Here is a 26,142-nt window from a genome sequence, read left to right as displayed (position 1 = left end):
GGCGGGAACATGGATGGCTGAAAAAGCCCGAGCCTTTCCGCTTCTTATAAAAAGAAATTCCATTCCATTCCGAAGCGAACTATGAAGTCGCGGTACGGATTATTTGGTGCGGAATAGTAGTTGAATCCGGTCATGGCGGCATTGAAGTGCTCCGCTTTGAGGTAGATTCTTGCGGTTTTTATTTTGGCGTTGATGAAGAAATCGACCATAGGGAAATTGCCAATTTCTTGCGTGTTTTGAACGTAAAAGTCGGCTATAACTGGGTTATAGCCATTTGCTTTGTATTTACTGAAATAGTTGACTGTTACACCGGTTTGCAGAAATAATGCTTTTTTGAAGAAATGTCCGGTGAAATATAAAGTGCTTCGAAGGGTGAGTTCGGGCACGTTTAGAATATCATTTTCCTGATCTACTTTTTGGTAAAGAACGGTATTATCAAAACCTAATTTCCAGAATTTTAAATCTTTTCCGGCTTTGATGCTCAGATAATTTATGGTTTTATCGTATTGTTTTGGTGTTATCAATTGTTGGTTTTCCGGTGCTTCGTCTTGGCTAAAATAGAGATAATCGTTGAGTGTTGTGAGTTGAAGAGCAGCATCTATCCATTGGGTTTTTAGTGTGGCTTCGATGTTATTTATTTTTTCGTTTTTGAAATTGTTTGACCAATTATAATTTACATAACTACTTTGAAATAACGAAAAAGTGTGGTTTGGCAGGCGATTTAAGTTTTGATAACGTAAATCGATGCTGTTTTTTTCGTTGTAATTAAAGATTAGTTTTCCGTCGAGATTTGATAGACTTTGATCTGTAATGGAAGTTGTATAAGAGAATTTTCCGTTCCATTTGTTTTTTTGGTAGGTATATTGGCCTCCCACAGATTGAATTTCATCGTTTAGATTACTTGGAATCACTTGATCACCTTGAATAATTGCTCTATTGTAGAAATAATTATATCTGAAATCTTCTATAAAAAACTGAAATTCGCCTAGTAATTTGTTTTCGTATAAAGCTCCAACTTTGTTATACATTCTGTTATAGCGAGTTTCATCGTTGATGTTGCTCAACACATAAGAATCGCCAAAACGTTTTACAATAGTGTTTCCTTCGTCTGAAATAATCGTAGTTGCAATGGTTGGTTGTTTGTAACTATAAAATTTATGTTCGTAATTGATTTGGTGATGTAGGTAAAGATTACTTTGTGAATCGTTTTTGTTAATACGGAAATAGTGGTCGTAGAAATAACGATTACCTTTTAAAAAGGTTTCTGCATCGTTTAAATAAACTTGAAGACGAACACGATTTTTAAAGTCTTCATCTCCTGCTTCAAAATCTTGCAAATTTATTATTCCTCCGTTTTCGCCGTTAAGAATATCTTGTGCTGTAAAATGTGCTTTAAGTTGATATCGTTTACTTTCTGTTTGGTAACTGGTTGTGAAACGAAAATTACCAGTGCTCGATAGTTGGTTTGTATATTTTCCTAACGATCGAAGTCCTTTGTAGGCGATAGAAAAATTGAGCCTTTCTGATGTGTTTAATGTTATAAAGGCATCAAGATTTTGTCCTTGCTCCATCACGGTTTTAAAATACAACTCTGTTAAAGGTGTGGGAACGTGGTAATAATTGATTTCGTTTGCTTTTAGAAAGTTGAAATGTTTTCCATTAAAACCAATTTCCGGATAGGGATTAAATTGATTTATTCCAAAATCTAACGTAGTATAGGTTTGACCTTCGTTGGAAAATTGCTGCAATCCGAAATTATCTTTGCGTAAATAGTTGTATTTGTATTCTTTTTTAATTGTTAAGGAAGTATCGTAATGCGTTGTGTCTCTTTCGATTGTAATTATTTTGTATTCGGAGATTTTGGCTGGCTCAGAATTAAGTAATCCGGGTGTTTTTGCTTTTTTCTCTTTTCCTGAATTGTCTCCACCTCTTGCTGAACCAATTGATCCTAACTTAGTTTGGGCTACTGATAAAGAAGTTATAAATAAAAAAACAACAGCAAGAATAATACGCATTAGGTTTTATTTTTGTGCAAATGTAATTGATTTAATATAAAATGAAAAAGAAGCAAGCCTAAAGGTTTGCTTCTTTCACAATATTATAACTTTTTGAATAAAATTTATTCAACAATAACTTTTCTAGTTAAAGAACTTGAGCCACTTTGAATATTCAAGAAATATATTCCACTTGAAAAATTGCCTGTATTTATTGAGTGGTTTAATTCTTGATTTTGTATTTCTTGAGCATAAACAGTTCTACCATGAATATCATAAATAGTCATCATCGTATTATCTTCAAGAGAAGGAATATAAATGTTTAAAACATCTTTGGCAGGATTTGGCCAAATTTTTACTTCTTGTAGTGCAAGATCGTTTGTGTTTAAAACTAAATCACTTCCAGTTAAAATTAATGAAAATGCTTGACTTCCGCTTGTTAAAGTACCTTTGTGACTAACAGTTATGGTATATTGACCAGCAACTGGACTAACCACATCTATTCTTTCAATATTATCAACTAAATTATCTCCTTGAATAGCTCCACCGTCTAGGTTACTTAAATCTATTTTCCATGGTAAAAAAGTAGTTGTATTATTTGAAACTCTTAAATCTAAATCATTCACTAATACTGGAGTTGGACTATTTAATTGACCGTTTCTGGAAGTTCCTGCTGGATCTGTCCAACAAATCGTAGCTTTTAAAGTAGAAGCTGAGGAAGCACTAAATGTATAGGTAAAAGTTTGCCCATTGGTTAATGTTGATTCTAGTAGTAAGGCACTTCCATTATTATTCCCAGTAATGACATTTGCCGCCGCTTGAGCATCTAAAAGTCCCCATCCAAAACGAGTATCTGGTCCAGGAATTTCAGCATCATCCAAAGCAGTATGACAAGCCAAACCTCTAAGGCTTGCAGATTTCATAAAGTTTGAATTTAAATTGTTATAATGTTCCTGCAGTAACGTCAACGTTCCTGAAACAACCGGTGAAGACATCGATGTTCCAGAAATTGCATCATAAGCATTATTGTTAGTATCAAAAGTGGAATAAACATTTGTTCCGTCTGCAGCAATGTCTGGTTTAATTCTACCGTCATCTGTAGGTCCTTGACTACTGCCAACATTAATTACAAGAGAGGTAATATTACCCGTAATAGGGTGAACTGATGGATTAGCATTTGCGATAACTAAATTATTTTTACTATTTTTATTACCTGTTAGTTTGTCATAACCACCTGCCAAACCACCTTCATAAAAATCTGTTCCAGAATTTCCTGCAGATGCAACCATTAGGTAATAAGGATAGTCATATGCTAATTGATCCCAAGATACAGCAGTGTCGTTATAGCATCCCATATACCAAATAGGCACGTTCAATTCATTACTATCATTATAAATAGGCACACCATACGAATGGTTTGAAATCAACAATCCGTTTTGAGAGATATCAACTAAAGCTTCTGTTAAATCTCCGCTCCAATCATAAGATCTAATGGTAGACTTTGGAGCCATCCCTTTTGCTGAACTTGTTATGCCTGCTGCACCAATTGTACCGGCAACGTGAGTTGCATGAAAATTTGTTTCAGGTGTAATAGCTAAGTTGTCTGGTGTAACAACTCTTGCAACAGGTGTATTAAATTCAACATGCGATTTTAAGACCCAACCACCATCCCAAACACCGACATTCATACCTTCTCCTTCTAAACTAAGACCTAAAGAACCACCGGGATATAATCTATTTGTTCTAGAAGCTATTGCTGCAGAACGATTATCGGTAGAAACATAAATAGGTTTTCCATCAATTACATCAACTATTCTATACAATTTGTCATCAGATTTTTTTTGAATCTGAACAGTTGGATTAGCTAACAAAAAAGCATCAATTTTATTCTGCTTAAACAAATCTATTTTATCAAAAGATGATTTTAAACGACTAAAACTTTCAGGATTGTAAGTTGAAACAATTTTACTAACTTCATCCTTATTTTGGGCGGTACTAACCCCTATACAAAGTAGAGAGGCAAACAATAATAATTCTTTTTTCATTCTAATTTTTTTATCAAATATAATAAATTTATTTTAAATTTTAAATTTCAAAATTTGCGAAATACAAATATAATAAAAAAGCAAGCATAAAAGTAAATAAAAAAAGCCGGTAATTTATTTACCGGCTTAATTAAACTATTTCATTATAAATTATGGAAGAGTAAACTCTACAATATCAAAAGCACCGAAAGTACCATTCTTTGCAATTTCTAAAATCTCAGTACTAAAGTCAGAATTCATTGTTACTAAACGATAATAACCTGCTCCTGTACCAGAATTCATTCCATCGCCATAAGAATCATACACAACGAATGTATAACTACCACTCTCCAAACATAAATCAACATCTGGCTTTTTAAAAGCGTTATTAGTGGTTTGATCAGTAAAAGGACCTCCACTAGCAATTGGATTTTCTAAATCATTACTATTAAATAAATCCCAACTTGTTTCAGAACCATATCGGTCTGTGTAAATTTGAACACGTAGAGGGTTAGCATTACATACTTCTTTTGCTGTTATAACCAGTCTTTTACTAGCTGTAGCAAAATTTCCAGCATCCTGTGTTCCCGCATAAGTAGTAGCAACCATAAGTCCCTCTTGAGGAACTATACCTATAACAATCGTTTTACCTGTACTACCCAAACCAGAACCTAAAATAGTAACTGGAAAAGAAGCTTGCTTAGAACCTGCTGGAATAGTAACTGAAGCTGGCATGGAAAAAACAGCAGGGTCAGCTGTAGTAGTTACACGATCAGGACTAGTAGCAGTTACGGGAGCAGTAATCAAAACTAATTCCAAAGTTCTGTCTACAGATGAAACTTGAGAAGCAAACACTTTAGCGTCAACTACTACTGTTTCACCAGTTGAAATTAGAGCTGTTCTATTATTTTCAAAACTAACATAATTTTGACTACCTACTAAATCTTCTGTTGAAGATTCGTCTTCACATGACACTAAAGCTCCAAAAAAGAGCACAATGCACATTGAAAAGAATTTTATACTATTTAATTTCATACTTTAAGAGTTTAATTTATTATTAATTTTGCTCAGTAATATTTGGATTGTTATTTAATTCTACCTGAGGTATTTTGAAAATCATACGCGGATCGTCAAAAGAATAAGATTGACCACTTAAATAAGTATGATTAGTACCTCTTGTAACAGTTGCTTTGTTACGTTTCATGGCAAAATAAGTTTTTCCTTCACCCCATAATTCAATTCTAGTCTGCAAATAAATTTGATTTTTTAATGCAGCTCCCGAAAGTGGGTTTACATAAGCAGCAGCATTAGCAGCTCCTCCTAAACGAATAGTCATCAACTCTAATAATCTTGATTTCGCAGCAGCTTCATCACCAGTCATAGCAGCAGCCTCAGCACTCAATAAATAGAATTCCTCAATACGCATGTAAATATAATCTGTTTCAACAACTGCTTGCCCCATAGCAACCCTTCCTTGGTGGAAAAATTTATTAGTAGGCATTAAAGGAGTTGATGCAGCAGTGGAAAATTGTGTCTTACGAATATCATTCGCCGGTATTTGAGCATATAAAGCATTATCTATTGATTTACGATCACCTGCACCAGCATAACTATATGTAAATACATCCATTTGACCCCACCAAGAAACAAGACCATAACCTAAATCTGGAGTTATATCAAATCCCCACATCCAAGACGGAGTGCTAACACTATTAAAACCAGAACCAGCTCCAGGGAAAGCTAACTGACCAGATGTGGTTAGAGGATAACCTCCTGTAGCAATAATCTCATCTGCTAAAACTTTAGCTTCAGGATACATTCCCATAGCAGCGTATGTATAAGCTAACAAACCTTGAGCTACTGATTTATTAATTTGATATTTTGCTGTTCTTTCGAAATCACCCAACAAATCAATTGCTGTTGTTAAATCCTCAATAATTAAAGCATAAACATCTGATGCTGGTTGTTTAGCAAACAAACTTTGAACACCGTCATACATTGGAAGGATAGGCTGAGTAGGATTATACTCTCTTTGGTACAATTGCGACAAATAAAAATACCCATAAGCTCTGGCAGCCTTAGCCTGACCCATCATGTGACGACTAGTTTGTGTTGTTAAAACGGCATCATTTCCACCTAAATTTTCTATCACTATGTTTGATAAATTAACAACTTTATAAAAGTATGTCCAAACAAGTTGATTCTCTTGTTGAGAAAAATCATTTGTAGAAACTAAATTAGTAAAATTAGCATACCAATTATACGAATTCAGAGATAAAGCCATATCACCAGTCAACATATCTGTCCATATATCAATTCCTTTATGACCGAAATCATAATGACGTCCAGGAGGATTTCCTAAGATACCAAATGGACGAGCCATATAAGTGTAAACACCAGTAAGTGTACCCTCAATTAAAGCAGGGTTTGCTGCAGAATTATCTGCAAAATCTTCGTCCGTAAGCACAGAAGTATCTCTTACAGGATCTAAAAAATCTTCACTACAACCAACAAGACCAATGGTCACAGTAGCAAAGAACGAGTAAATTAAAAATCTTTTTTTCATATTATTTTTTTTTATAATTCAACTTTTACGCCAAAACTAAAATTAGTTAATGGATTATATCTGTAAATATTAGATGACCCAGCTTCTGAAGTAGATGGATTAAAACCATTTCTGGCACTCAAAAACATCAAATTATCCGCAGAGAAATAAATATTTAACTTACTTAGTTTAGCATCTTTAATGAAACGCTCAGGAAAAGTATAACCCAATTTAACATTGTTTAATGATAAATAATCTGCTTTTGTTAAGAAACGTGAAGAAACACTGTTGCTTTGTGCATCTGCACCAAAGTTATCAGAAACTCTTGGCACATTTGTTACATCACCAGGTTGTTGCCATCTGTCTCTAATATCAGTATGAAAATTATCCTGTCCAATTTTATTATTATCCATTAACCATGCATAATAACCATCATAAGCATAACCACCCACACTATAACTAAACTGTGCAGTTAAATCAAAGTTTTTATAAGCTGTATTCAAACGGAAAGCACCTCTAACTTTTGGCAAGGCAGATTTCCCAACATACTTTTGGGTAGCTTGACCATAGTTTGTAGTAACTGTTTGTTGAATATTTGCATCTGGATTATCGAACAAATATCTTGAAAGTGATGTAATATGCTCATCTTCACTATCAAAAATTCCATTATCATTTCTATCATTATAGTTCATATTCCATAAAGCCGCTCCTGTAGCAGGATCAACCCCTGCCCACTCACGCATATAGAAATCAAAAATTGAAGCCCCTTCAGAATAACCATAAAAAGTATTTGGCAAATCAAGATCTTTAGTTTCTTTAGTTAACCAATCATATGGCATTTCAGTAATTTCATTTTTTAACAACTCACCATTAACTCCTACTGACAATAAAAAACCTTCAGGACTTTTTGGTTTAAAAAGATGTAAAGCAACATCAAACTCTAAACCACTATTACGTAATTGACCACTGTTGTAAAAAATTGTTTGAAAACCTGATGAAGGAGCAACTGTTTGATTAGTAAATAAATTATCAGTATTTTTTACATAGTAATCCACGTTAACATCTAAAGTGTTATTGAACCAACTACTTTCAAAACCTACTTGAGCTACTTTTGAAGTTTCCCAAGTTAAATCTGGATTAACTAATTCTGAACTTGTTGAAAAAGCATATTCATCAGTTGCACCAATAATTGATGTTTGCCATCCGTATCTTAAACGAGTTCCAGTATCTCCAATAACACCGTAACTAGCTTTGAATTTCATAAAATCATTGAACTTCACATTTTCAAAGAAACTTTCTTTAGAAACAATCCAACCTAAACCAACTGAACCAAATGTTCCCCATTTATCATATCTAAAACGAGAAGATCCGTCACGTCTTGCAGAGGCAGAGACATAATATTTTTGAGCATAATTGTAACTCACTTGTCCAAAATAACTTTCTAAAGTATAACCTCTAGTATACGATGTCGGCTTTCCAACAATTTGTGTATAAAGAGATAAATCAGTTGCACCAAAGATAATAGCATTTTGTTTAGCCGCTGAAAAATAATTTCTTTCCCATTGAGTTGACTCATGAGCAGCAAATGCCTCTAAACCATGATTTCCAATAGTTTTAGTATAACGTAACAATTGCAAAAAGTTTTGATTTTTATACTCATCATCTTCTCTTGACAAATATCCTAATGGGTTTCCAGGATTCCCAGAAATTGCTTCTACATTATCCATGTTAATATAGTCCCAATTTTCGTACTGACCTCCATAACGAGTTTCAAATACCAAATCTTTGGTAATATTAATATCAAAAGAGAAATTTCCAGTTAATGTATGTGCATAATCTCTAATTAAGTTATAATTTGCATCTGCAATACCATTTGTTAAAGGAGAAAATCCTCTTCCATAAAGATTTCCAAAATCATAGAAATTATCTCCTGTGTTTGGATTAACTATAGTATTTCCATCTTCATCTCTTAAAAAGATTGAATAGATTGGAGGAGCATTATTTGCCATCAAAAAGATACTTCCTGTATCTTCAGACTGTCCATTTCTTGTATATCTAGAACCAGAATAAGCTATGTTTGCTCCAACTTTTAACCACTCAACTGGTCTATGCTCTAAATTTACTCTAGTTGAATAACGTGTATAGTCAGAATTGATACCATAACCTTCATCATCTACATAACCAAAAGAAAGTGCATACTTTGTCTTATCACTTCCTCCACTAAACTGAACATTTGCTTCTTGTCTATAACCAGTTCTGAATGCATAATCAGACCAATCTTCAGGAGTATATCTACGTGATATTCCAGTATTAAATTTACCTGTTTCAGGATTAATTAATTCTGAACCAGCTGCATTCCATAAATTGTAATTAGTATTAATACCTGCACCACCAAACAAATTTGCATTAGCAAAAGCTACGGGATCAGGAGCATTTTCTAATTGTCCTCTATTTTTCACTGCTTCCCAAGCTACCTCAGTATATTCTTCAGGAGACCTTAACACATCATATGTAGGCAAAAACATTGTATTAATACTACTTCTAAACTCAGCAGAAACAACAGTCTTACCTGCTTTACCAGTTTTAGTTGTAATTAAAATCACCCCATTAGCACCTCTAGAACCATAAACAGAAGTTGCAGCAGCATCTTTTAAAATGGTCATATTTGCAATATCTGCAGGATTAATTGCACTAATATCACTTGAATAAGGAACTCCATCCACTACATACAATGGATTTCTGTTACCATTAATAGAACCAAATCCTCGAATACGAACAAGTGCATCTGATCCAGGCTGACCTGAAGTTGTAATAACAGTTACACCCGCAACCTCACCTCTTAAAGCTTGAGACACGTTGGACACTGTTTTCGCTTCAATATTTTCCGCCTTAACCTTGGTAGCAGTACCTGTATACGCTTCTTTTGTCGTTGTACCGTAACCAATAACTACAACTTCATCAAGAGTCGTGTCATTCTCTAAAGCAACACTAACAGTATTAGAAGCACCAATAGTAACATTTTGAGTTTTCATACCTACATATGAAAATTCTAAAACCTCACCTGCTTTTGCTTTAATAGAATACTTCCCATCAAAATCAGTTGAAGTACCCCTTGTTGTTCCTTTAACAAGAACTGTTGCACCAGGAAGAGGTAAGCCACTTTCAGTCACTGTACCTGTGATAGTTTTCTCCTGAGCAAAAGAAAACTGCATTGTTAACGCTACAAAAAGCGTAAAAATCCATTTAAATTTCGATCTCATATTAAATTTATTTGAGTTAGTTATTCCGCAAACTTCTTAATAATTTCTTAAATAAACAAATATTACTTCGGAATAATATTTTTTATTTTTGTTAAAAATTCAAACGAACTTAAGAAATTGCAACAAAACTAATAGTTAGATGTTCTTTTATTAAAATGGTTGCGTTGACTTTAACGTTTTTTTTAAATTATTTTTATGTTAAATTTAAGATTCTCACAATTCCTAATAGAAACAGGTACCGACGAAGCCGGCCGAGGTTGCCTTGCTGGACCTGTAACTGCTGCTGCTGTTATTCTTCCGGAAGATTTCAAACTTGACTTATTGAATGATTCGAAACAACTTTCAGAAAAAATAAGAGAAAAACTCAGACCAATTATAGAAGAACAAGCAATTGCATTTAGCTACTCTCATCTTGAACCAATCATTATTGATAAAATTAACATTCTCAACGCATCAATACAGGCAATGCAAGAAAGTATTATGAAGTTAACTCCTACACCGGAATATATTATTGTAGACGGTAATCGGTTCAAACCACTAAATAACATTCCATACACTTGCATTATAAAAGGTGACAGTAAATATATGAGCATTGCAGCCGCATCCATTTTAGCCAAAACCTACCGAGATGATTATATGAATCAAATTCATGAAGAATTTCCAATGTACAACTGGAAAAAAAATAAAGGCTACCCAACCAAAGAACATCGGGAAGCTATTGCAAAATACGGGACAACTAAATACCACCGATTGAGTTTTCGGTTGTTGCCGGAACAATTGAAATTGGATTTATAGATTCTTGGATTTTTAGATACAAAAAGAATTTTTAAAATTTTACTAATTTTCTAAATCTGTGTTCTAAAAAAAATTACTAATTAAAAAATCATCATCCTTTAGAATCTATTTCAAGCAAAGTGAATCAAAATTAAAGAATCTTTGAGAATCCATTAAATCTATAAAATCCGTGTTCCATTCAAAGAACTACTCAAAACAGCAGATTTAAACTCACAGTCAAAAAGTTCCGCAAAATGTTTTAAAATTTTCTTTTTCACTTCTTCCTCATCCACTTTTTCCAAACCTAATTCCACTTGCAAAGAAGTTACTGCTTTCCCCCGAATACCACACGGAATAATATTATCAAAATAACCCAAATCCGCATTCACATTCAAAGCAAAACCATGCATGGTCACCCAGCGTGAAGCTCGAACTCCCATTGCACAAATTTTTCTGGCAAATGGCGTTCCTACATCCAACCAAACTCCGGTTTCTCCCGGACTGCGTTCTGTTTTCAAACCATATTCTGCCAAAGTCAAAATAATCGTTTCTTCCAGCAAACGTAAATACTTATGTATATCCGTAAAAAAATTTTCTAAATCCAAAATCGGATAACCCACAATCTGACCCGGTCCGTGATACGTAATATCACCGCCGCGATTTATTTTATAAAAAGTCGCATCTTTATCTGCCAACTGTTTTTCGCTCAAAAGCAAATTACTCAAATCACCACTCTTTCCCAACGTATAAACGTGCGGATGTTCCACAAACAAAAAATAATTCGGCGTTTCCAAATTTGCTTCCTCTCTCCTATTCCGAATTTTCAAATCCACCACATCCTTAAATAATTCCTCCTGAAAATCCCACGTTTCCTTATAATCTCTCGATCCCAAATCCTCAACCAAAACAACTTTATTCATAATCGTAAAATAAAATACAAAAATACAATTTATACCTTAATATATATACTTCATTTTTTTAGAAGCGAAAGGCTCGGGCTTTTTCAGCCATCAATGTTCCCGCTTTCGCCTTTAGTCCCGATGAAAAATCGGGAGCTACCGGCTCAATCGGGGCTAAAGAGTTATTCATATAAAAATCCCATTTCAAAAATCATTCATTCTAAAAATCCAACAATCCAAAAATCCACCAATCAAACAATCCAAAAATTTCCTATCTTTGCACGCTTAAAAAATCGATGCTATGCAACTTTCGGAACAAGAAATTATCAGAAGAGAAAAACTCAACGGACTTCGTCAGTTAGGAATAAATCCATACCCTGCCGATTTATTTCCTGTAGACCACACTTCCAAACAAGCAAAAGAAAACTTTGAAGAAGGAAAAAAGGTTATCATTTCCGGAAGAATCATGAGCATTCGCGACCAAGGAAAAGCGTGTTTCGCCGAATTGCAAGACAGCGACGGAAGAATTCAACTTTATTTGAATCGCGACGTACTTTGTCCTGACGAAGACAAAACCTTATACAATCAAGTTTTCAAAAAACTGACTGATTTAGGAGATTTTGTTGGCATCGAAGGCGAATTATTCACTACAAAAGTGGGAGCACAATGTGTTCGTGTAGATAAATTTACTTTTCTAAGCAAAACATTACGACCATTACCCTTACCAAAAACAGACGAAGACGGAAAAGTACACGACGCATTTAACGATGCCGAACTTCGTTACCGTATGCGATACGTTGATTTAGTCGTAAATCCGCACGTAAAAGAAGTTTTCGTAAAACGAACAAAACTTTTCAATGCGATGCGAACGTTTTTTAACGACAAAGGATATTTTGAAGTTGAAACCCCAATCTTACAATCCATTCCCGGCGGAGCAGCTGCTCGTCCGTTTATGACGCATCACAATAGCTTAGACATTCCATTATATATGCGAATTGCCAACGAATTATACCTCAAAAGGCTTATCGTTGGTGGATTTGACGGTGTTTACGAATTTTCCAAAAACTTCCGCAACGAAGGAATGGACAGAACCCACAATCCGGAATTTACCGCAATGGAAATTTATGTAGCCTACAAAGACTACAACTGGATGATGGAATTCACCGAAAATCTATTAGAATATTGTGCCACTCACGTCAACGGAACAACTAATGCAACATTTGGCGAACATACAATCAATTTCAAAGCTCCCTACGCTCGTGTTACGATGACTGATGCCATCATTCAATTTACCGGATTTGATATTTCCGGAAAATCAGAAGAAGAAATCAGAACCGCCGCTTTAAAAATGGGAATTCCTGTTGATGAAACAATGGGCAAAGGAAAACTAATTGATGAAATTTTCGGAGCAAAATGTGAAGGCAATTTTATTCAACCCACTTTTATCACCGATTATCCAAAAGAAATGAGTCCGCTTTGCAAAGAACACCGAAGCAATCCTGAACTTACGGAACGTTTTGAGTTAATGGTTTGTGGTAAAGAAGTTGCCAATGCTTACTCTGAATTAAATGATCCAATTGATCAACGCGAACGTTTTGAAGCCCAATTAAAATTAGCCGATCGTGGCGATGATGAAGCAATGTTTATTGATAATGACTTCTTGAGAGCTTTAGAATACGGAATGCCCCCAACATCAGGCTTAGGAATCGGAATGGATCGTTTAATTATGTTTTTAACCAATAATCAATCGATTCAAGAAGTACTTTTCTTCCCACAAATGAGACCGGAGAAAAAACAAGTGGAATTGACCGACGATGAAAAAGTAATTATCGAAATATTAAAATCATCAAACCCTATTTCCTTAATAGAATTAAAAGACAAAGCAACTTTAAGCGGGAAAAAATGGGATGCAGCTATGAAAGGTTTAGCCAAACACAATTTAGTAAAAGTAAATGTTGATGGCGACTTAAAAACGGTTGAACTAAAAGGATAAACCCTTATCAATAAAAAAGCAAATCCCGACCTTATAAGTCGGGATTTTTTTATTTAGTAGCTTTGAGAACCAGCCATTGCCGAAGCAAATAATGCTCCAAATAGAATAAAGAAAAGCAACAATAAACCCATTACAATTGCCAATACAATTAATTGAGCTTTTGCCCAATTTTTCTTATTTACATTTTCGCTATCACTAAAAGCATAAACAAAAAGCATAATAAACCCAACTAATGGGATTGCCATTATCAATAAAGTAATAAGCCAGTCTTTTACTGACATTGGTTTTTGATTTGAATTGTCAAATTCATTCATAATTATAAAGTTTTTTATGGTTAATTGTTCGCAATATATAAAATTATATATTTCAAACAATACGTTAATAAAAACTTACTAATTAAACCTTTTTAAAAGATAACAGTCTTAGCTGTATAATCATTAAAATCAAAGAAAAATGAAAAAATTAATTGTTACCGCAGTTTTGTTAGTTGGATTTCTAACATTTGCACAAGAAAAAGGTGTTCAAAAAGGAGACAGAAAAGCTAAAATGGAAAACCGTGAAAGCATGACGCCAGAACAACAAGCTGAAATTCAAACTAAAAGAATGACACTCGATTTGGATTTAAACACGAAGCAACAAGCAGATGTGAAAAAAATTGTTTTGGAACAAGCCAAAAAAAGAGAAGCTAAAAAAGCGGAATGGAAAGCAAACAAAGAAGCCGGCAAATCTCTGACTAAAGACGAAAAATTTGCAATGAAAAATCAAATGCTAGACGAGCAAATTGCTACGAAAGCAGAGATGAAAAAAATTCTTACAGCTGATCAATATGCAAAATGGGAAACTAAACAAGCCAACAGAAAAGATAAAATGCAAGATAGAAGAGGTTCAAAAGGAAAAAATCAAAAGGAACGCAAATAAATTTCAAGATAATATTTTGTTAATTAGTCATTTTGATTTATATTCGCTTATTAACTAATCAAATAATTAACTTAATTATGAAAAAAATTGTTTCTATAGTGCTATTAATGGTTGCTTTTGGTTTTTCTGGTAATGCTCAATCAAATTTAAAATTGGAGTCTAATACAAAATCAAGAGATCAAAAAGTAAATCCTAAAGAAGAAGCATACAAAGATGTAAAAGAACTTTCAAATCTCTTAGAACTTTCTCCAGAAGTGACTAATAGTTTTTTAGAAATGTTAGTGATGAGAAATGAAGCATTAATAAATGCTAAATCTGATGAAGAAAAAAGAATTGTTTATGATAGATTTGGTAAGAAATTATTGAGTTCTTTGAATGATGACCAATTAAAAAAATTGAATTCAAATAAAGAGCTCCATTTTAAATTAACTGGACGAAAAGAATAAATAAATAAAAAAAATCCCGGCAAAACCGGGATTTTTTTTACTCTATTTTGTTACGCGATTTATTGCTTCAATTGTAAAATCTAAATCTTGATAGGATAATGCATCCGTAATAAACCATGTTTCATAAGCGGATGGAGCGATATAAACTCCTTCGTTTAACAATCCATGAAAAAACTTTTTAAACATTTCATTATCACCTCCTTTTGCAGTTTCAAAATCAATTACCGGCGTTTCGTTAAAATGAACAGAAATCATTGATCCTACTCTATTTATAGTGAAAACAACATTATTTTGAGTCAGAATTTCACGAATCCCTTTTTCTAAATATGCTGTTTTTTCATCCAATCGTTTAAAAACATCAGTATCTGAATTTAGTTCAGACAACATTGCCAAACCGGCAGCCATAGCCAACGGATTACCAGATAATGTTCCTGCTTGATAAACCGGCCCTAACGGAGCTAAATAGTTCATTATTTCATTTCGAGCTGCAAACGCACCAACAGGCAAACCTCCGCCAATTACTTTTCCAAAACAAACAATATCAGCCTTAATTCCATATAATTCTTGAGCTCCTCCTTTTGCGAGTCTGAATCCTGTCATTACTTCATCAAAAATTAATAAGGTATCGTTTTCATCACACAATCTTCTTAAACCTTCTAAAAAACCATTTTGCGGAGGAATACATCCCATATTGCCGGCAACCGGTTCAATAATTATAGCAGCGATTTCATTTCTGTTATTTTCAAATAATTCTCTAACATTGTCAATATTATTGTATTTGGCTAACAAGGTGTCTTTAGCAGTTCCTTGGGTTACACCTGGACTATTTGGAATGCCAAAAGTGCTGGCACCACTTCCTGCTTGAATTAAAAATGAATCGGAATGCCCATGATAACAGCCCGCAAATTTGATAATTTTATCTCTCTTTGTATATCCACGAGCGAGACGAATAGCACTCATACAGGCTTCTGTTCCCGAATTTACGAAACGAATTTTATCAATGTTGGGCACCATAGAAACGGCTAGTTCTGCTATTTTAGTTTCCAGTTCGGTAGGCATTCCAAAGGAAGTTCCCAATTTTGCTCTTTCTGTTATAGCAGCGATAACAGGCTCATGAGCATGACCTAAAATCATTGGCCCCCACGAATTAATATAATCAATGAGCTTATTTCCGTCTTCATCAAACAAATAGGCTCCTTTGGCACTTTTTACAAAAATAGGCGTTCCACCCACTCCTTTAAATGCTCTAACGGGAGAATTCACTCCGCCGGGAATTACTTTTTCAGCTTCAGCAAATAGTTTGCTGCTTCTTTGGTATTGCATTGGTGTTTTTTTTTGAATTATTTTAGATAAATAACCTGTCCAACAGAAAGTGAATCTGATTTCATGTTATTATTTCGTTTTAGCTCGTCTATTGAAATATTGAATTTTTTTGATAGTGAGTACAAAGTATCTCCTTTGGTTACCACATATTCCTTTTCTACAGTTTTACCTGAAGAAACTACCTTTCTTGAAGTTGTTGATGAACTTCTTAACACTTCTTCATCATATTGATTTAACTGATAACGTTCTATCAAACTAATTAGTTTATCGGGATACTTTGTGTCGGTTGCATAGCCCGCAGCTCTAAGTCCTTTTGCCCAACCTTTGTAGTCATCGCTAGGCAAATCAAAAAGAGAGGCATAGCGACTTCTTGATGTTAAAAACAATGAATGGTCACGGTAAGAATCGGCTGGATCGTCATATTTTCTGAAGCATTCCTGAGCAGAATCATCATCATGGCGAACACTAGGCCCTGTCCATTCTTTATGACATTTTATACCAAAATGATTGTTTGCTTTTTTGCTTAATGAACCCTGACCAACTCCAGACTCTAAAATCCCTTGTGCCAAGGTAATACTAGCTGGAATTCCGTGTTGATGCATATTGTCTTTGGCTATATTTTTAAAATCATCGATATATTTTAAAACCATTTCTGTGGTTACTTTTACGTTAGATGTTGCTTCTAAAACTTCTGTAGTAGGTTTTGATGTAGTTTGAGTTTGTTTACTCCCTGAAGTCGATTTTGCAACCGGTTTCTTTGTTGTTCTAGTAACGGGTGTACTTTTTTTAGTGGTTCTCACTACCGGTTTAGAACTTGAGCAGGAGACCAATAACAACAAACCTAAAACGAAGAGCATTTTTTTAAACATCGAACTTTATTTTTTGTAATTTTTTATTTTCTAATTTTTCATTCATCCCTTTGATTCCTTGCAATCCACCTGTGTGAATGGCTAAGATTTTTGAACCTTTTGGAAAATAATTTTTCTGAATTAAATCATGAATCCCAAACATCATTTTACTTGTATAAACGGGGTCCAATGGTATTTTAGTGCTATCATAAAATGAATTTATAAAATTTATTAATTCATTTGTGGTTTTTGCATAACCTCCAAAGGTGTAATCTTCATTTAATTCCCAGTTCTTATTATTGGTGTATTTAGAAATTTCATCTTTTAAAAAATGACCATTTAAAGCCGGAAAGCCAATTACTTTCTGATGCTGTAAACTAGCATTTATCAAACCGGAAATTGTTCCACCTGTACCAACTGAACAACAAATATAGTTAAACGCATTGTCTTCTTCTGTTAAAATCTCTTTACAACCTTGAATCGCCAATGCATTTGTTCCTCCTTCGGGAAGGAGATAAAAATCTCCAAACAATGATTTTAAATCGTTCTTATAACTTTCTAACTCTTTCAATCGGTACTTTTCTCTTGTTTCAAAATAAAATTGCATTCCATTTTGTTGAGCAAATGACAGTGTGGGATTATCATTTATTTTTGAAGAAAGTTCTTCTCCTCGAATTACTCCGATAGTTTTAAAACCATACTCTTTTCCTGCAAAAGCAACTGCTGCAATATGATTTGAATAAGCTCCCCCAAAAGTTAATAACGTAGAATATCCTTTTTCTTTTGCTTGAAAGAGATTGTATTTTAGCTTTCTAAATTTGTTTCCGGAAATAAACGGATGAATTATATCTTCTCTTTTGATAAAAAGTGAAATTTTATTATCGAATTCTTTTATTTCCTGATTAAAAACCTCAAAAATCATAGTGTTGCAAAGGTATTCAAATGCTATCAAATAAAAAAGACAGCTCTAACGAACTGTCTCCTTTTTATTATTGTAAATAAATTTTAATTGACTTTAAAAATAGATACTTTTTTACTAATTTCTTGATTATCTGTAGTAATTAATTTTATGATATAAATGCTATCACTTAATCCAACCGTTGAAAACGAATAGATTTCTTCTGCTCCTAATTTTTCTTTAGTGAAAATTAATTTTCCGGTAATATCGAATAATGTTGCTGATTTTATATCAACTAAATTAGGATTTCTGATTGAAAGTAATTCATTTTCATTATTTTGAACAATCATAAATTGATTACTTTTTATATTTTCATTTCCTAATGTCTCATTTAAGAAAGTAACTTCAAAACGATCTGTTGTTGTTCCGCCGGCTGGCAAGTTAATATCTACAAAACTATTTTTTATATCATGGTAGATGTTAGTTTCTTTATCAAAAAGGAAAACATTATCTGCACCATCAAAATTAATTATATCACCCACATACACTCTAAATGTTGATTGATTAACAGCTTTTAAAGCAAATGGAATTCTTTTATTAATATCAAATGGTAATGTTGAAATTACAAATTGATTGTCATTAGTTACAGGTAAATAAACATCTGTTGGCAAGTTGCTTCCTTGTGCCGGAGCATCAAAAGCAACATCAAAACCATCTGAAGAATTTGGATTAAATGCCAAAACTACCTCTCTTGTGAATTGATTATTTAAAATAGTTTGTATTCTAATTTGAGGAACTTGCAATTTAGAAAATTGCGTATAATCTGTTCCTGTTAAATTCGGGATGTCATGCCAATTTGTATCTGAATTTGAATTTGTTTCATAATTAGACGCATTTCGTTCAAATTGAGAATTTTCGGCTACACCCTCTTTGTTAAAAACGCGGTAACGATTTCTCATCACTGCAGTTCCGGAAGTTACAGCTCCTTTGATGATAAATCCTTGACCAACAGGAGAAAACATTCTGCGGTAATTTGTTCCTGCTAATGCTCCTGGTGTATTTAGCGAACCATCACCATTGTAAGTATTCCAAGGAGCACTTGTGTATGTTCCGGGTGAAAATACAGTAGCACCATTAGGCACATAAGTTGCGTAGCCTCCCACATAATCAGTCAAAACGTGTGAAGTAGCCGGTTTTTGATGTTCCCAAAAATAGGCTATTCCATTTATGATTGGAGCACCTGTAAGGGTAGCGATACCTGTTCCATAATCAACTGTATAACCACTGTTTTCTAACAAAAACAAATTCAAATTAATTGCCGAAGGGTAAGGGTTTCCTGTCAAAGTACTTTCGGTGTAAGATGTACCTCCAGCTACTGAATTTCCTACCGGAATATTTATATTTCCATCATTTGGTTTACCTCTAAAATCGTAACGTTGATTGTTTCCGGGATTATTTTGAACACCTAAAACGGTAGTGTTATCTGAACCACTCACGCCTTTCATGGTGAAACCTTGACCAGCTCCAATAGAAGTAGCTGCGGCTATAGAGTTCCAACTTGAGTATTGATTAGCAGTTGTTAAGGTATAAATCCAACGACTTGAAATAGTTAGAGCTGAGTTTGTAGTAGTACCATTTAATCCGGTAGTAATTGCTTCTCCTCCAAAAGTTGTTAATCCGGTTGGTCTTTTCAATAAAGAAATACCAAAATTAGAATTTCCAAAAGCTACTGATGGCTCTCCAACCGGTGAACACCAATAGTTATATCCAAAATTATTTGAAGTTCCTTCTTGGAATGCAGAAAGCGTTCCTAATCCAGTATTAGCAGAACTACCTGTTGTTTTTTGAAGCAATTGGCTTTCGTTACGCAAATAGATATTTCCGGTAGTAGCCAAATTTACATCTTGCGTAACGGTAACATATTGATCGTTTACATATAGAAAACTTCCGGAGTTAACAAATAGTTGAGCATGCGATTGAAAACCGAAGAATCCAATTGCAACTACCAAAAAAACATTGATTAATCTTCTCATAATTAAAAACTTAAAAATCAAATTTAAGTAATTATTTTATTATATCATTTTTTGGAGAAACTTTTTTTTAACAAAATAAAGAATTGACAACCAAAACATTAAAAATCATCTTAAAACCCATCGATAAAGTGCCTGTTTTTTTAACATTTGAATGCTACTTTTCTTATAAAAATTACATTTTAATGCATTTCATCGATTTTTATATACACTTTATCGGATTTTAAATATATTTGTTGAGTCAAAAATTAAGAAATAAAAACTCATTTTAAAATTAATAAGTCATGAAAAATAATTCTATACTAATTAATAGCATAAAAAAAGAAGATACAAGCTTAAAACTTTTATCAAGGTCACTGTTTGTATTTTTACTATTTACTTTCCATTACGCCGGTTCACAAACGGTTCACATTAATCCTGGAACCAATGGAGGGTTTGAATCAGGTTTAACTTTTGGTTTAAACGGATGGACTGCAACAACCGGATCAACGTCGCAAAACCAATGGGTTTGTAACAGTGGAGCGTCTGCCGGATACTCAGGTCTTCGTTGTGCTTACATATCAAATAATACGTTGAGTTTAATACCTCCACATGCTTATACTTTAACAACAACAAGAAGAACACATTTGTATAGAAATGTGACTATTCCGTCTGGAGAAACAACCATTGAATTATCTTTTGATTGGATTGGAAGAGGTGAAGGAACAAACGACAGATTAAGAGTTTGGATTACACCAACAAGTTTTACACCCACTTACGGTACTCCAGTTGGTCCAACAGGTTCTGCTCCAACAGGCAGAATTTTAATTGGCGATTATAACAATCAAGCAAGCTGGACTAATACAACTGTTAATTTGCCAACCAATTATGCTGGAAACTCATTTAGATTAATTTTTGAATGGGTAAACAATAATGGTTCAGGAACACAGCCACCAGCGGCTATAGATAATATTTCATTAACTTCAGCTGTACCTCCGGTGAATAATGATTGTTCTAATGCAACTTCATTAGCTGTAAATCAAGGCTTAACTTGCACATCAACAACAAACGGTACATCGATAAATGCAACCCAATCACTAGCAAGTTGTTCAGGAACAGCAGATGATGATGTTTGGTATAGTTTTGTAGCTACATCATCTAGACACTTTGTAACTGTTTCTGCCGGAACAATGGCAAATCCAGTATTAGAAGTTTTTAGCGGAAACTGTGGTTCATTAACTAGTATTTCATGTAGAAATGCAAACAGCGACAATAGCGATGAAGTTGCCTCCCTAACCGGTCTTTCTATTGGAAACACTTATTTTGTTAGAATTCATAGTGCTGACGATCGAAGTGGTGAGGGAACCTTTACTGTTTGTGTAACAAGCATAAATGATGAATGTTCTGATGCAATTGCATTAACCGTAAATCCTGATTTAACTTGTACTGCAACAACTAGCGGAACAACTCAATCTGCAAGTCAATCATTTGCCGGTTGCTCTGGAACAGCTGATGATGATGTATGGTATAGCTTTGTTGCTACTTCAACTAATCATACCGTTACTGTTTCAGCAGGAACGCTTGTGAATCCAGTTTTACAAATTTTCAGTGGTAGTTGCGGAACACTTACGAGTGTTTTATGTAGAAATGTATTCAGCAATAACAATGATGAAGTAGCCACATTTACAACACTTACTGTTGGTGCTACTTATTATGTAAGAGTTCACAGTGCAGCAAATGGAACGGGACAAGGAACGTTTTCTTTGTGTGTTACAACTATACCAAATCCCGTAAACGATAATTGTTCAAATGCTATAACATTACCGGTAAATCCAAACTTAACATGCACATTAACTACAAGCGGAACAACCCAATATGCTTCTCAATCTCAAGCAGGTTGTACTGGAACTGCTGATGATGACGTTTGGTATAGCTTTACTGCAACTTCTTCTTATCATTTTGTGACTGTTTCATCCGGTACTTTAGTGAACCCCGTTTTACAAGTGTTTAGAGGAAATTGTGGCTCTTTAACAAGTGTTGTTTGTAGAAATGCTAACAATGATAATAGTGATGAAGTCGCAACATTAACAGGATTAACAGTGGGCGACACCTATTTTGTTAGAGTTTATAATCTTGCAAATGGGACTGGTCAAGGAACTTTTAATCTTTGTGTTACAACGATTCCAAATGCATTAAATGATAATTGTTCTAATGCAATTGCACTAACTGTTAATCCGGATTCGAGTTGTTCCTATACAACAAGCAGTACTTCAGAATATGCATCACAATCTCAAACAGGTTGTTCAGGTACAGCAGATGATGATGTTTGGTTTAGCTTTGTTGCTCTCAGCGACATACAAGCGATTACTGTTACTCCAAGTACAATGGACAATGTTGTTTTTCAGGTTTTTAGCGGAAGTTGTGGATCTTTAACTAGTATTATTTGTAGAAATTCTACCAGTGGAAGTTCAGTTGAAACTGCAAATGCAACGGGATTAACTATTGGAAACACTTACTATGTTAGAGTCTATAGCAGTGCAAACTTAACTAGTCAAGGAACATTTTCAATTTGTGTTAATTCTATAAATGATAATTGTAGTGGTGCCTTTAATGTTGCGGTAAATTCTAATTCAACATGTACTGTCTCAACAACTGGAACTACTATTGGAGCAACACAATCTCAATCCGGATGTGCCGGTTCTGCCGATGATGATGTTTGGTTTAGTTTTGTGGCTACATCAACTTTACATACTGTAACTGTTAATCCAAACACATTGAGTGATGCCGTTTTGCAAATATTCAATGGGTCTTGCGGTTCTTTATCAAGCATTGTTTGTCAAGATTTAACTGCTTCAAACTCTCCGGAATCTGCTACTGTTACAGGATTAACAATTGGAGCAACTTACTATTTTAGAGTTTACAGTTACGGGAATAATTCTGGTAACCGTGGAACATTTTCTGTGTGTGTTACTACTCCGGAAAACCCCTGCGATTCTGTAACTACCATTAGTGGCTGTGGAACAGTGACAAATGCAACTATTGAATCCGGAGCAGGTTTATATCCAAATTCAGCTTGTGAAAATTCGACTCCTGGCTTAGAGCGTATTTTTTCCTATACTCCAACAATGTCTGGAACTTTTGCAATTCAACAATTAAGTTCATACACAACAATAAATTATCAGTATAAATCCACAGCAACTGGATGCAACAACACAGGTTGGGCATGTATCCAAGCAATAAATGGTGCCCAAACTAGTTATACATTTTACATGTCTGCAGGAACAACTTATTACATTATGATTGATCCTCAGAATAGTATAGGTGGAAGCGTTAGTTTTCAAATTAACTGTTTAACTACTCCATGTTCTGCCGGTGAAGGTATAGGAACTTCCGCTTTAGGGTGTCCTTCTGTTACCTCAGGTGGATTAGGATTAAGTGGTGCAAATCCAGATCCAATTGCCTGTGATGCTCCTTCAACATGCACAACCTTAGAAGCTTCTTATTTAAAATTAGGGCAAACAACAAATTATACTGTTCAATCTATCGATTATGCACCTCCTTATCAATTTGAATGTCTTGCAAACCCTGTAAGTGTCAATATTGATGATGTTTGGTCTAGTGAAATTTATTTGCCTTTCTCATTCTGCTTTTTTGGAAACACATATAATTCTTGTTTAATTGGCTCTAATGGAACATTAACTTTTGATACATCTAATGCCAGTGGTTATGCAGGATGGCAATTTGCTAACAACCTACCAAGTACAGTTGGTGCTTTATTTAATAATACTATTTATGGTGTTTATCACGATATTGACCCTAGTAAAGGCGGTACGGTAGGCTGGGAATTAATTTACCTTGATAGTGGATGTAGAGCCTTAGTTGCCTCTTGGCACGATATTCCAATGTACTCAAATACTTGTAATTCAATACTTTACACAGGAATGATGGTGCTTTATGAAGATTCTAATGTGATAGAAGTTTATATTGAAGAAAAAAATGTTTGTTCTACATGGAATGGCGGAAACGCAGTAGTAGGTATTCAAAATAGCACTGGCTCTCAAGCCATAGTTGCTCCGAGCAGAAACTCGTTAAGCACAAACTGGACAGTAACAAATGAAGCATGGCGATTTGTTCCATCTGGAGATCCTATCACAACGCTAGAATGGTTTGAAGGTTCCGGAACTTCAGGGCCAATGATTGGAACAACTGATACTATTGAAGTATGTCCGCTAACAACAACAACTTATACAGCAAGAGTAACCTATGAACTTTGTAACGGATCAACTGTAGTTGAAACAGATGAAACAGAAGTTCAAGTAATCGAAGATAAAATTTGGAACGGATCTATCGATTTAGATTGGGACAAACCAAACAACTGGACTCCTGCCGGAGTTCCAAATAGCTTAGACTGTGTTACAATTCCAGTTACACCGAATAATCCTGAAATTGACGGAACTGAATATGAAGGGTTAGCAAAAAATTTAAGAGTATTAAACGGAGCTTCATTAACTATAAAATCAGATAATGCAATAACAGTATCAGATTGGGTAGAAGTTCAACCAACTGCTCTTTTTGAAATTGAAAATGATGCTAGTCTTGTCCAAATAAATAACGCAACAAATACAGGTAACATTCTGTATAGAAGAAATGCTTTCATACGAAAATTAGATTACGTTTATTGGTCTTCACCAGTTACTCCTTTCCATGTAAATGCTGTTTCAACAGGAACTCCTGCTTCTGCTAGATTTTTCTGGAACACAACTCTTGCCAACACCAATGCTGGTATAGGAACTTGGTCTAATGCCAATGAAAATATGATCCCCGGAAAAGGTTATATTGTTCGCGGACCAAATTCTTTTAACACAACAATACAACAATTCACTGCAAACTTTATAGGTGTGCCAAATAATGGAAATATAAGTGTTCCTATTGCACGTGGCAGTTATACCGGACCAGATTATGCAGGAACAAACGGTGTTGTTATAACAAATATGGACGATAATTTTAACCTAATTGGTAATCCGTATCCGTCTGCCATTCGTTACACAGATTTCATGGCTGCAAACCCAAATTTAGAGGGTTCTATCAGAGTTTGGACTCACGGAACATTACCAAACAACTCTACGCCAAATCCATTTTATAGTAGTTTTGTATATAATTATACTTCTGCAGACTATATCATTCACAATGGAACAGGAACGTTAAGTGGTCCTGAAACCTATGACGGATTTATTCCTGCCGGACAAAGTTTCTTTGTAATTATGAACGACGGAGCTGCAACAACATCCACTGCAAACTTTACAAACTCTATGAGGGTTAGAAATAACAATGCTCAATTTTATAGAAATGCAAACCTAAATGAAAGAAATTCAGAGAATGAACACAATAGAATATGGGTTGATTTAGTTGCTCAAAACGGAACAATGAGTAGAACATTAGTTGGTTATGTAGAAGGTGCAACCTATCAAAAAGATCGTATGTTTGACGCTTATACAAAAGCCGGTAATGCAATGATTTTATATTCATTAATTGAAACCGAAAAAGCTAGTATTCAAGGAAGACCAATGCCTTTTGATTCAAATGATATTGTTCCGCTTGGTTTTAAAGTAAATAATGATGGTATTTATACAATTGCAATTGCTGCTGTTGATGGAATATTCTCAAACCAACAAACTGTTTATCTAAGAGACAAAGCATTAAATACGGTTCATGATTTATCTGCAAACCCATATACTTTTACAGTAAATACAGGTGTTTATAATGATCGTTTTGAATTATTATACCAAGATGAAACGTTAGGAATAGATAATATTGAAAATTTTGGAATAAAAGTCATCACCAATGATAGAATTGTTGTTCGATCAGGAAATGAACAAATCAAAGAAATTCAAGTTTTTGATATGCTAGGAAGAAAAATAAATCAATATCAATCTGTTAATGCTAATGAGTTCATCTTAAATGAACAAAAAAGTAATCAAACGCTATTATTGAAAATAATTACTGAAAACGATAATGTGACAATTAAAAAGATTTTATTTTAAAAAGTAATTCTTACAAACATATTTTATTGAAATAATAAAATAAACTGAAATAACTTTAACCGTCTGAAAAAAACTCAGACGGTTTTTTTTGTTAAAATAAAATGGATTATTTGAAAATAATTCATTTTGTCGAGTTTTACAACTCATTCAACGATTATTTATTGTAAATA

Annotated in this window: 16 protein-coding genes; 5 read left to right on the top strand and 11 right to left on the bottom strand. The window is 34.1% G+C overall.

What is annotated here, in order from left to right; genetic code table 11:
* Positions 1 to 44: 44 nt before the first annotated feature.
* The 5 genes from AC23MC_RS04125 to AC23MC_RS04105 form a co-directional block, all read right to left on the bottom strand.
* Positions 45 to 2,015, bottom strand: a complete 1,971-nt coding sequence (locus AC23MC_RS04125) for a putative porin (protein ID WP_487567159.1) — start codon at positions 2,013 to 2,015, stop codon at positions 45 to 47.
* Positions 2,016 to 2,119: 104 nt separating this feature from the next.
* On the bottom strand, positions 2,120 to 4,039 hold the full coding sequence (locus AC23MC_RS04120) for a S8 family serine peptidase (protein WP_487567158.1): 1,920 nt from the start codon (positions 4,037 to 4,039) through the stop codon (positions 2,120 to 2,122).
* A 150-nt stretch (positions 4,040 to 4,189) separates the two neighbouring features.
* Positions 4,190 to 5,023, bottom strand: coding sequence for a hypothetical protein (locus tag AC23MC_RS04115; RefSeq protein ID WP_487567157.1), 834 nt, complete (start codon positions 5,021 to 5,023; stop codon positions 4,190 to 4,192).
* 52 nt (positions 5,024 to 5,075) lie between these two features.
* Positions 5,076 to 6,584 (bottom strand): RagB/SusD family nutrient uptake outer membrane protein, encoded by a 1,509-nt coding sequence (locus AC23MC_RS04110; RefSeq protein WP_487567156.1) that lies wholly within the window; start codon positions 6,582 to 6,584, stop codon positions 5,076 to 5,078.
* A gap of 11 nt (positions 6,585 to 6,595) precedes the next feature.
* On the bottom strand, positions 6,596 to 9,823 hold the full coding sequence (locus AC23MC_RS04105; RefSeq protein ID WP_487567155.1) for a SusC/RagA family TonB-linked outer membrane protein: 3,228 nt from the start codon (positions 9,821 to 9,823) through the stop codon (positions 6,596 to 6,598).
* Between the two features lie 195 nt (positions 9,824 to 10,018).
* Between AC23MC_RS04105 and rnhB the strand changes: the two genes are divergently transcribed.
* A complete protein-coding gene (gene rnhB / locus AC23MC_RS04100) occupies positions 10,019 to 10,618 on the top strand; it encodes a ribonuclease HII (protein WP_487567154.1) in 600 nt (199 codons plus the stop codon).
* Between the two features lie 158 nt (positions 10,619 to 10,776).
* Here rnhB and lipB read toward each other — a convergent pair whose 3' ends face one another.
* The gene (gene lipB, locus AC23MC_RS04095; RefSeq protein WP_487567153.1) at positions 10,777 to 11,517 is read right to left on the bottom strand and encodes a lipoyl(octanoyl) transferase LipB; all 741 of its coding nucleotides are present in this window, start codon (positions 11,515 to 11,517) and stop codon (positions 10,777 to 10,779) included.
* A gap of 280 nt (positions 11,518 to 11,797) precedes the next feature.
* Here lipB and lysS point away from each other — a divergent pair, with 280 nt between their 5' ends.
* The gene (lysS, locus tag AC23MC_RS04090) at positions 11,798 to 13,489 is read left to right on the top strand and encodes a lysine--tRNA ligase (RefSeq protein WP_487567152.1); all 1,692 of its coding nucleotides are present in this window, start codon (positions 11,798 to 11,800) and stop codon (positions 13,487 to 13,489) included.
* Between the two features lie 53 nt (positions 13,490 to 13,542).
* Here lysS and AC23MC_RS04085 read toward each other — a convergent pair whose 3' ends face one another.
* Positions 13,543 to 13,803, bottom strand: coding sequence for a hypothetical protein (locus tag AC23MC_RS04085; protein ID WP_487567151.1), 261 nt, complete (start codon positions 13,801 to 13,803; stop codon positions 13,543 to 13,545).
* Positions 13,804 to 13,942: 139 nt separating this feature from the next.
* On the opposite strand from AC23MC_RS04085, the gene AC23MC_RS04080 reads away from it, so the two are divergent.
* Together AC23MC_RS04080 and AC23MC_RS04075 are read left to right on the top strand one after the other, a co-directional pair.
* Positions 13,943 to 14,407 carry a DUF4890 domain-containing protein gene (locus AC23MC_RS04080; RefSeq protein WP_487567150.1) on the top strand — a complete coding sequence of 155 codons (465 nt, stop codon included), beginning with the start codon at positions 13,943 to 13,945 and terminating at the stop codon, positions 14,405 to 14,407.
* A 77-nt stretch (positions 14,408 to 14,484) separates the two neighbouring features.
* Entirely contained in the window at positions 14,485 to 14,853 is a 369-nt protein-coding gene (locus tag AC23MC_RS04075; protein ID WP_487567149.1) for a hypothetical protein, read from the top strand.
* A 42-nt stretch (positions 14,854 to 14,895) separates the two neighbouring features.
* Here AC23MC_RS04075 and hemL read toward each other — a convergent pair whose 3' ends face one another.
* The 4 genes from hemL to AC23MC_RS04055 all read right to left on the bottom strand — a co-directional run bounded on the left by hemL (position 14,896) and on the right by AC23MC_RS04055 (position 19,955).
* Positions 14,896 to 16,176, bottom strand: a complete 1,281-nt coding sequence (hemL, locus tag AC23MC_RS04070; protein ID WP_487567148.1) for a glutamate-1-semialdehyde 2,1-aminomutase — start codon at positions 16,174 to 16,176, stop codon at positions 14,896 to 14,898.
* 17 nt (positions 16,177 to 16,193) lie between these two features.
* The gene (locus AC23MC_RS04065) at positions 16,194 to 17,033 is read right to left on the bottom strand and encodes a glucosaminidase domain-containing protein (protein WP_487567147.1); all 840 of its coding nucleotides are present in this window, start codon (positions 17,031 to 17,033) and stop codon (positions 16,194 to 16,196) included.
* A gap of 4 nt (positions 17,034 to 17,037) precedes the next feature.
* Positions 17,038 to 17,946, bottom strand: a complete 909-nt coding sequence (locus tag AC23MC_RS04060; protein ID WP_487567146.1) for a 1-aminocyclopropane-1-carboxylate deaminase/D-cysteine desulfhydrase — start codon at positions 17,944 to 17,946, stop codon at positions 17,038 to 17,040.
* A gap of 83 nt (positions 17,947 to 18,029) precedes the next feature.
* Positions 18,030 to 19,955, bottom strand: coding sequence for a T9SS sorting signal type C domain-containing protein (locus AC23MC_RS04055; protein WP_487567145.1), 1,926 nt, complete (start codon positions 19,953 to 19,955; stop codon positions 18,030 to 18,032).
* A gap of 281 nt (positions 19,956 to 20,236) precedes the next feature.
* On the opposite strand from AC23MC_RS04055, the gene AC23MC_RS04050 reads away from it, so the two are divergent.
* Complete coding sequence (locus tag AC23MC_RS04050; RefSeq protein ID WP_487567144.1) at positions 20,237 to 25,972, top strand: T9SS sorting signal type C domain-containing protein; 5,736 nt, start codon at positions 20,237 to 20,239, stop codon at positions 25,970 to 25,972.
* Positions 25,973 to 26,142: the final 170 nt, after the last annotated feature.

It is taken from the genome of Flavobacterium sp. T50_26 (assembly GCF_057652995.1).
Note: the sequence above shows the minus strand (reverse complement) of the source record. Positions and strands in the feature narration are given on the sequence as shown.

Coding starts and splice junctions, on each gene's coding strand:
- AC23MC_RS04120 (WP_487567158.1), bottom strand. CDS start 4,039: ATGAAAAAAGAATTATTATTGTTTGCCTCTCTACTTTGTATAGGGGTT.
- rnhB (WP_487567154.1), top strand. CDS start 10,019: ATGTTAAATTTAAGATTCTCACAATTCCTAATAGAAACAGGTACCGAC.
- lysS (WP_487567152.1), top strand. CDS start 11,798: ATGCAACTTTCGGAACAAGAAATTATCAGAAGAGAAAAACTCAACGGA.
- AC23MC_RS04115 (WP_487567157.1), bottom strand. CDS start 5,023: ATGTGCATTGTGCTCTTTTTTGGAGCTTTAGTGTCATGTGAAGACGAA.
- AC23MC_RS04110 (WP_487567156.1), bottom strand. CDS start 6,584: ATGAAAAAAAGATTTTTAATTTACTCGTTCTTTGCTACTGTGACCATT.
- AC23MC_RS04060 (WP_487567146.1), bottom strand. CDS start 17,946: ATGATTTTTGAGGTTTTTAATCAGGAAATAAAAGAATTCGATAATAAA.
- AC23MC_RS04075 (WP_487567149.1), top strand. CDS start 14,485: ATGAAAAAAATTGTTTCTATAGTGCTATTAATGGTTGCTTTTGGTTTT.
- AC23MC_RS04125 (WP_487567159.1), bottom strand. CDS start 2,015: ATGCGTATTATTCTTGCTGTTGTTTTTTTATTTATAACTTCTTTATCA.
- AC23MC_RS04080 (WP_487567150.1), top strand. CDS start 13,943: ATGAAAAAATTAATTGTTACCGCAGTTTTGTTAGTTGGATTTCTAACA.
- AC23MC_RS04065 (WP_487567147.1), bottom strand. CDS start 17,033: ATGCTCTTCGTTTTAGGTTTGTTGTTATTGGTCTCCTGCTCAAGTTCT.
- hemL (WP_487567148.1), bottom strand. CDS start 16,176: ATGCAATACCAAAGAAGCAGCAAACTATTTGCTGAAGCTGAAAAAGTA.
- AC23MC_RS04055 (WP_487567145.1), bottom strand. CDS start 19,955: ATGAGAAGATTAATCAATGTTTTTTTGGTAGTTGCAATTGGATTCTTC.
- AC23MC_RS04085 (WP_487567151.1), bottom strand. CDS start 13,803: ATGAATGAATTTGACAATTCAAATCAAAAACCAATGTCAGTAAAAGAC.
- AC23MC_RS04105 (WP_487567155.1), bottom strand. CDS start 9,823: ATGAGATCGAAATTTAAATGGATTTTTACGCTTTTTGTAGCGTTAACA.
- AC23MC_RS04050 (WP_487567144.1), top strand. CDS start 20,237: ATGAAAAATAATTCTATACTAATTAATAGCATAAAAAAAGAAGATACA.
- lipB (WP_487567153.1), bottom strand. CDS start 11,517: ATGAATAAAGTTGTTTTGGTTGAGGATTTGGGATCGAGAGATTATAAG.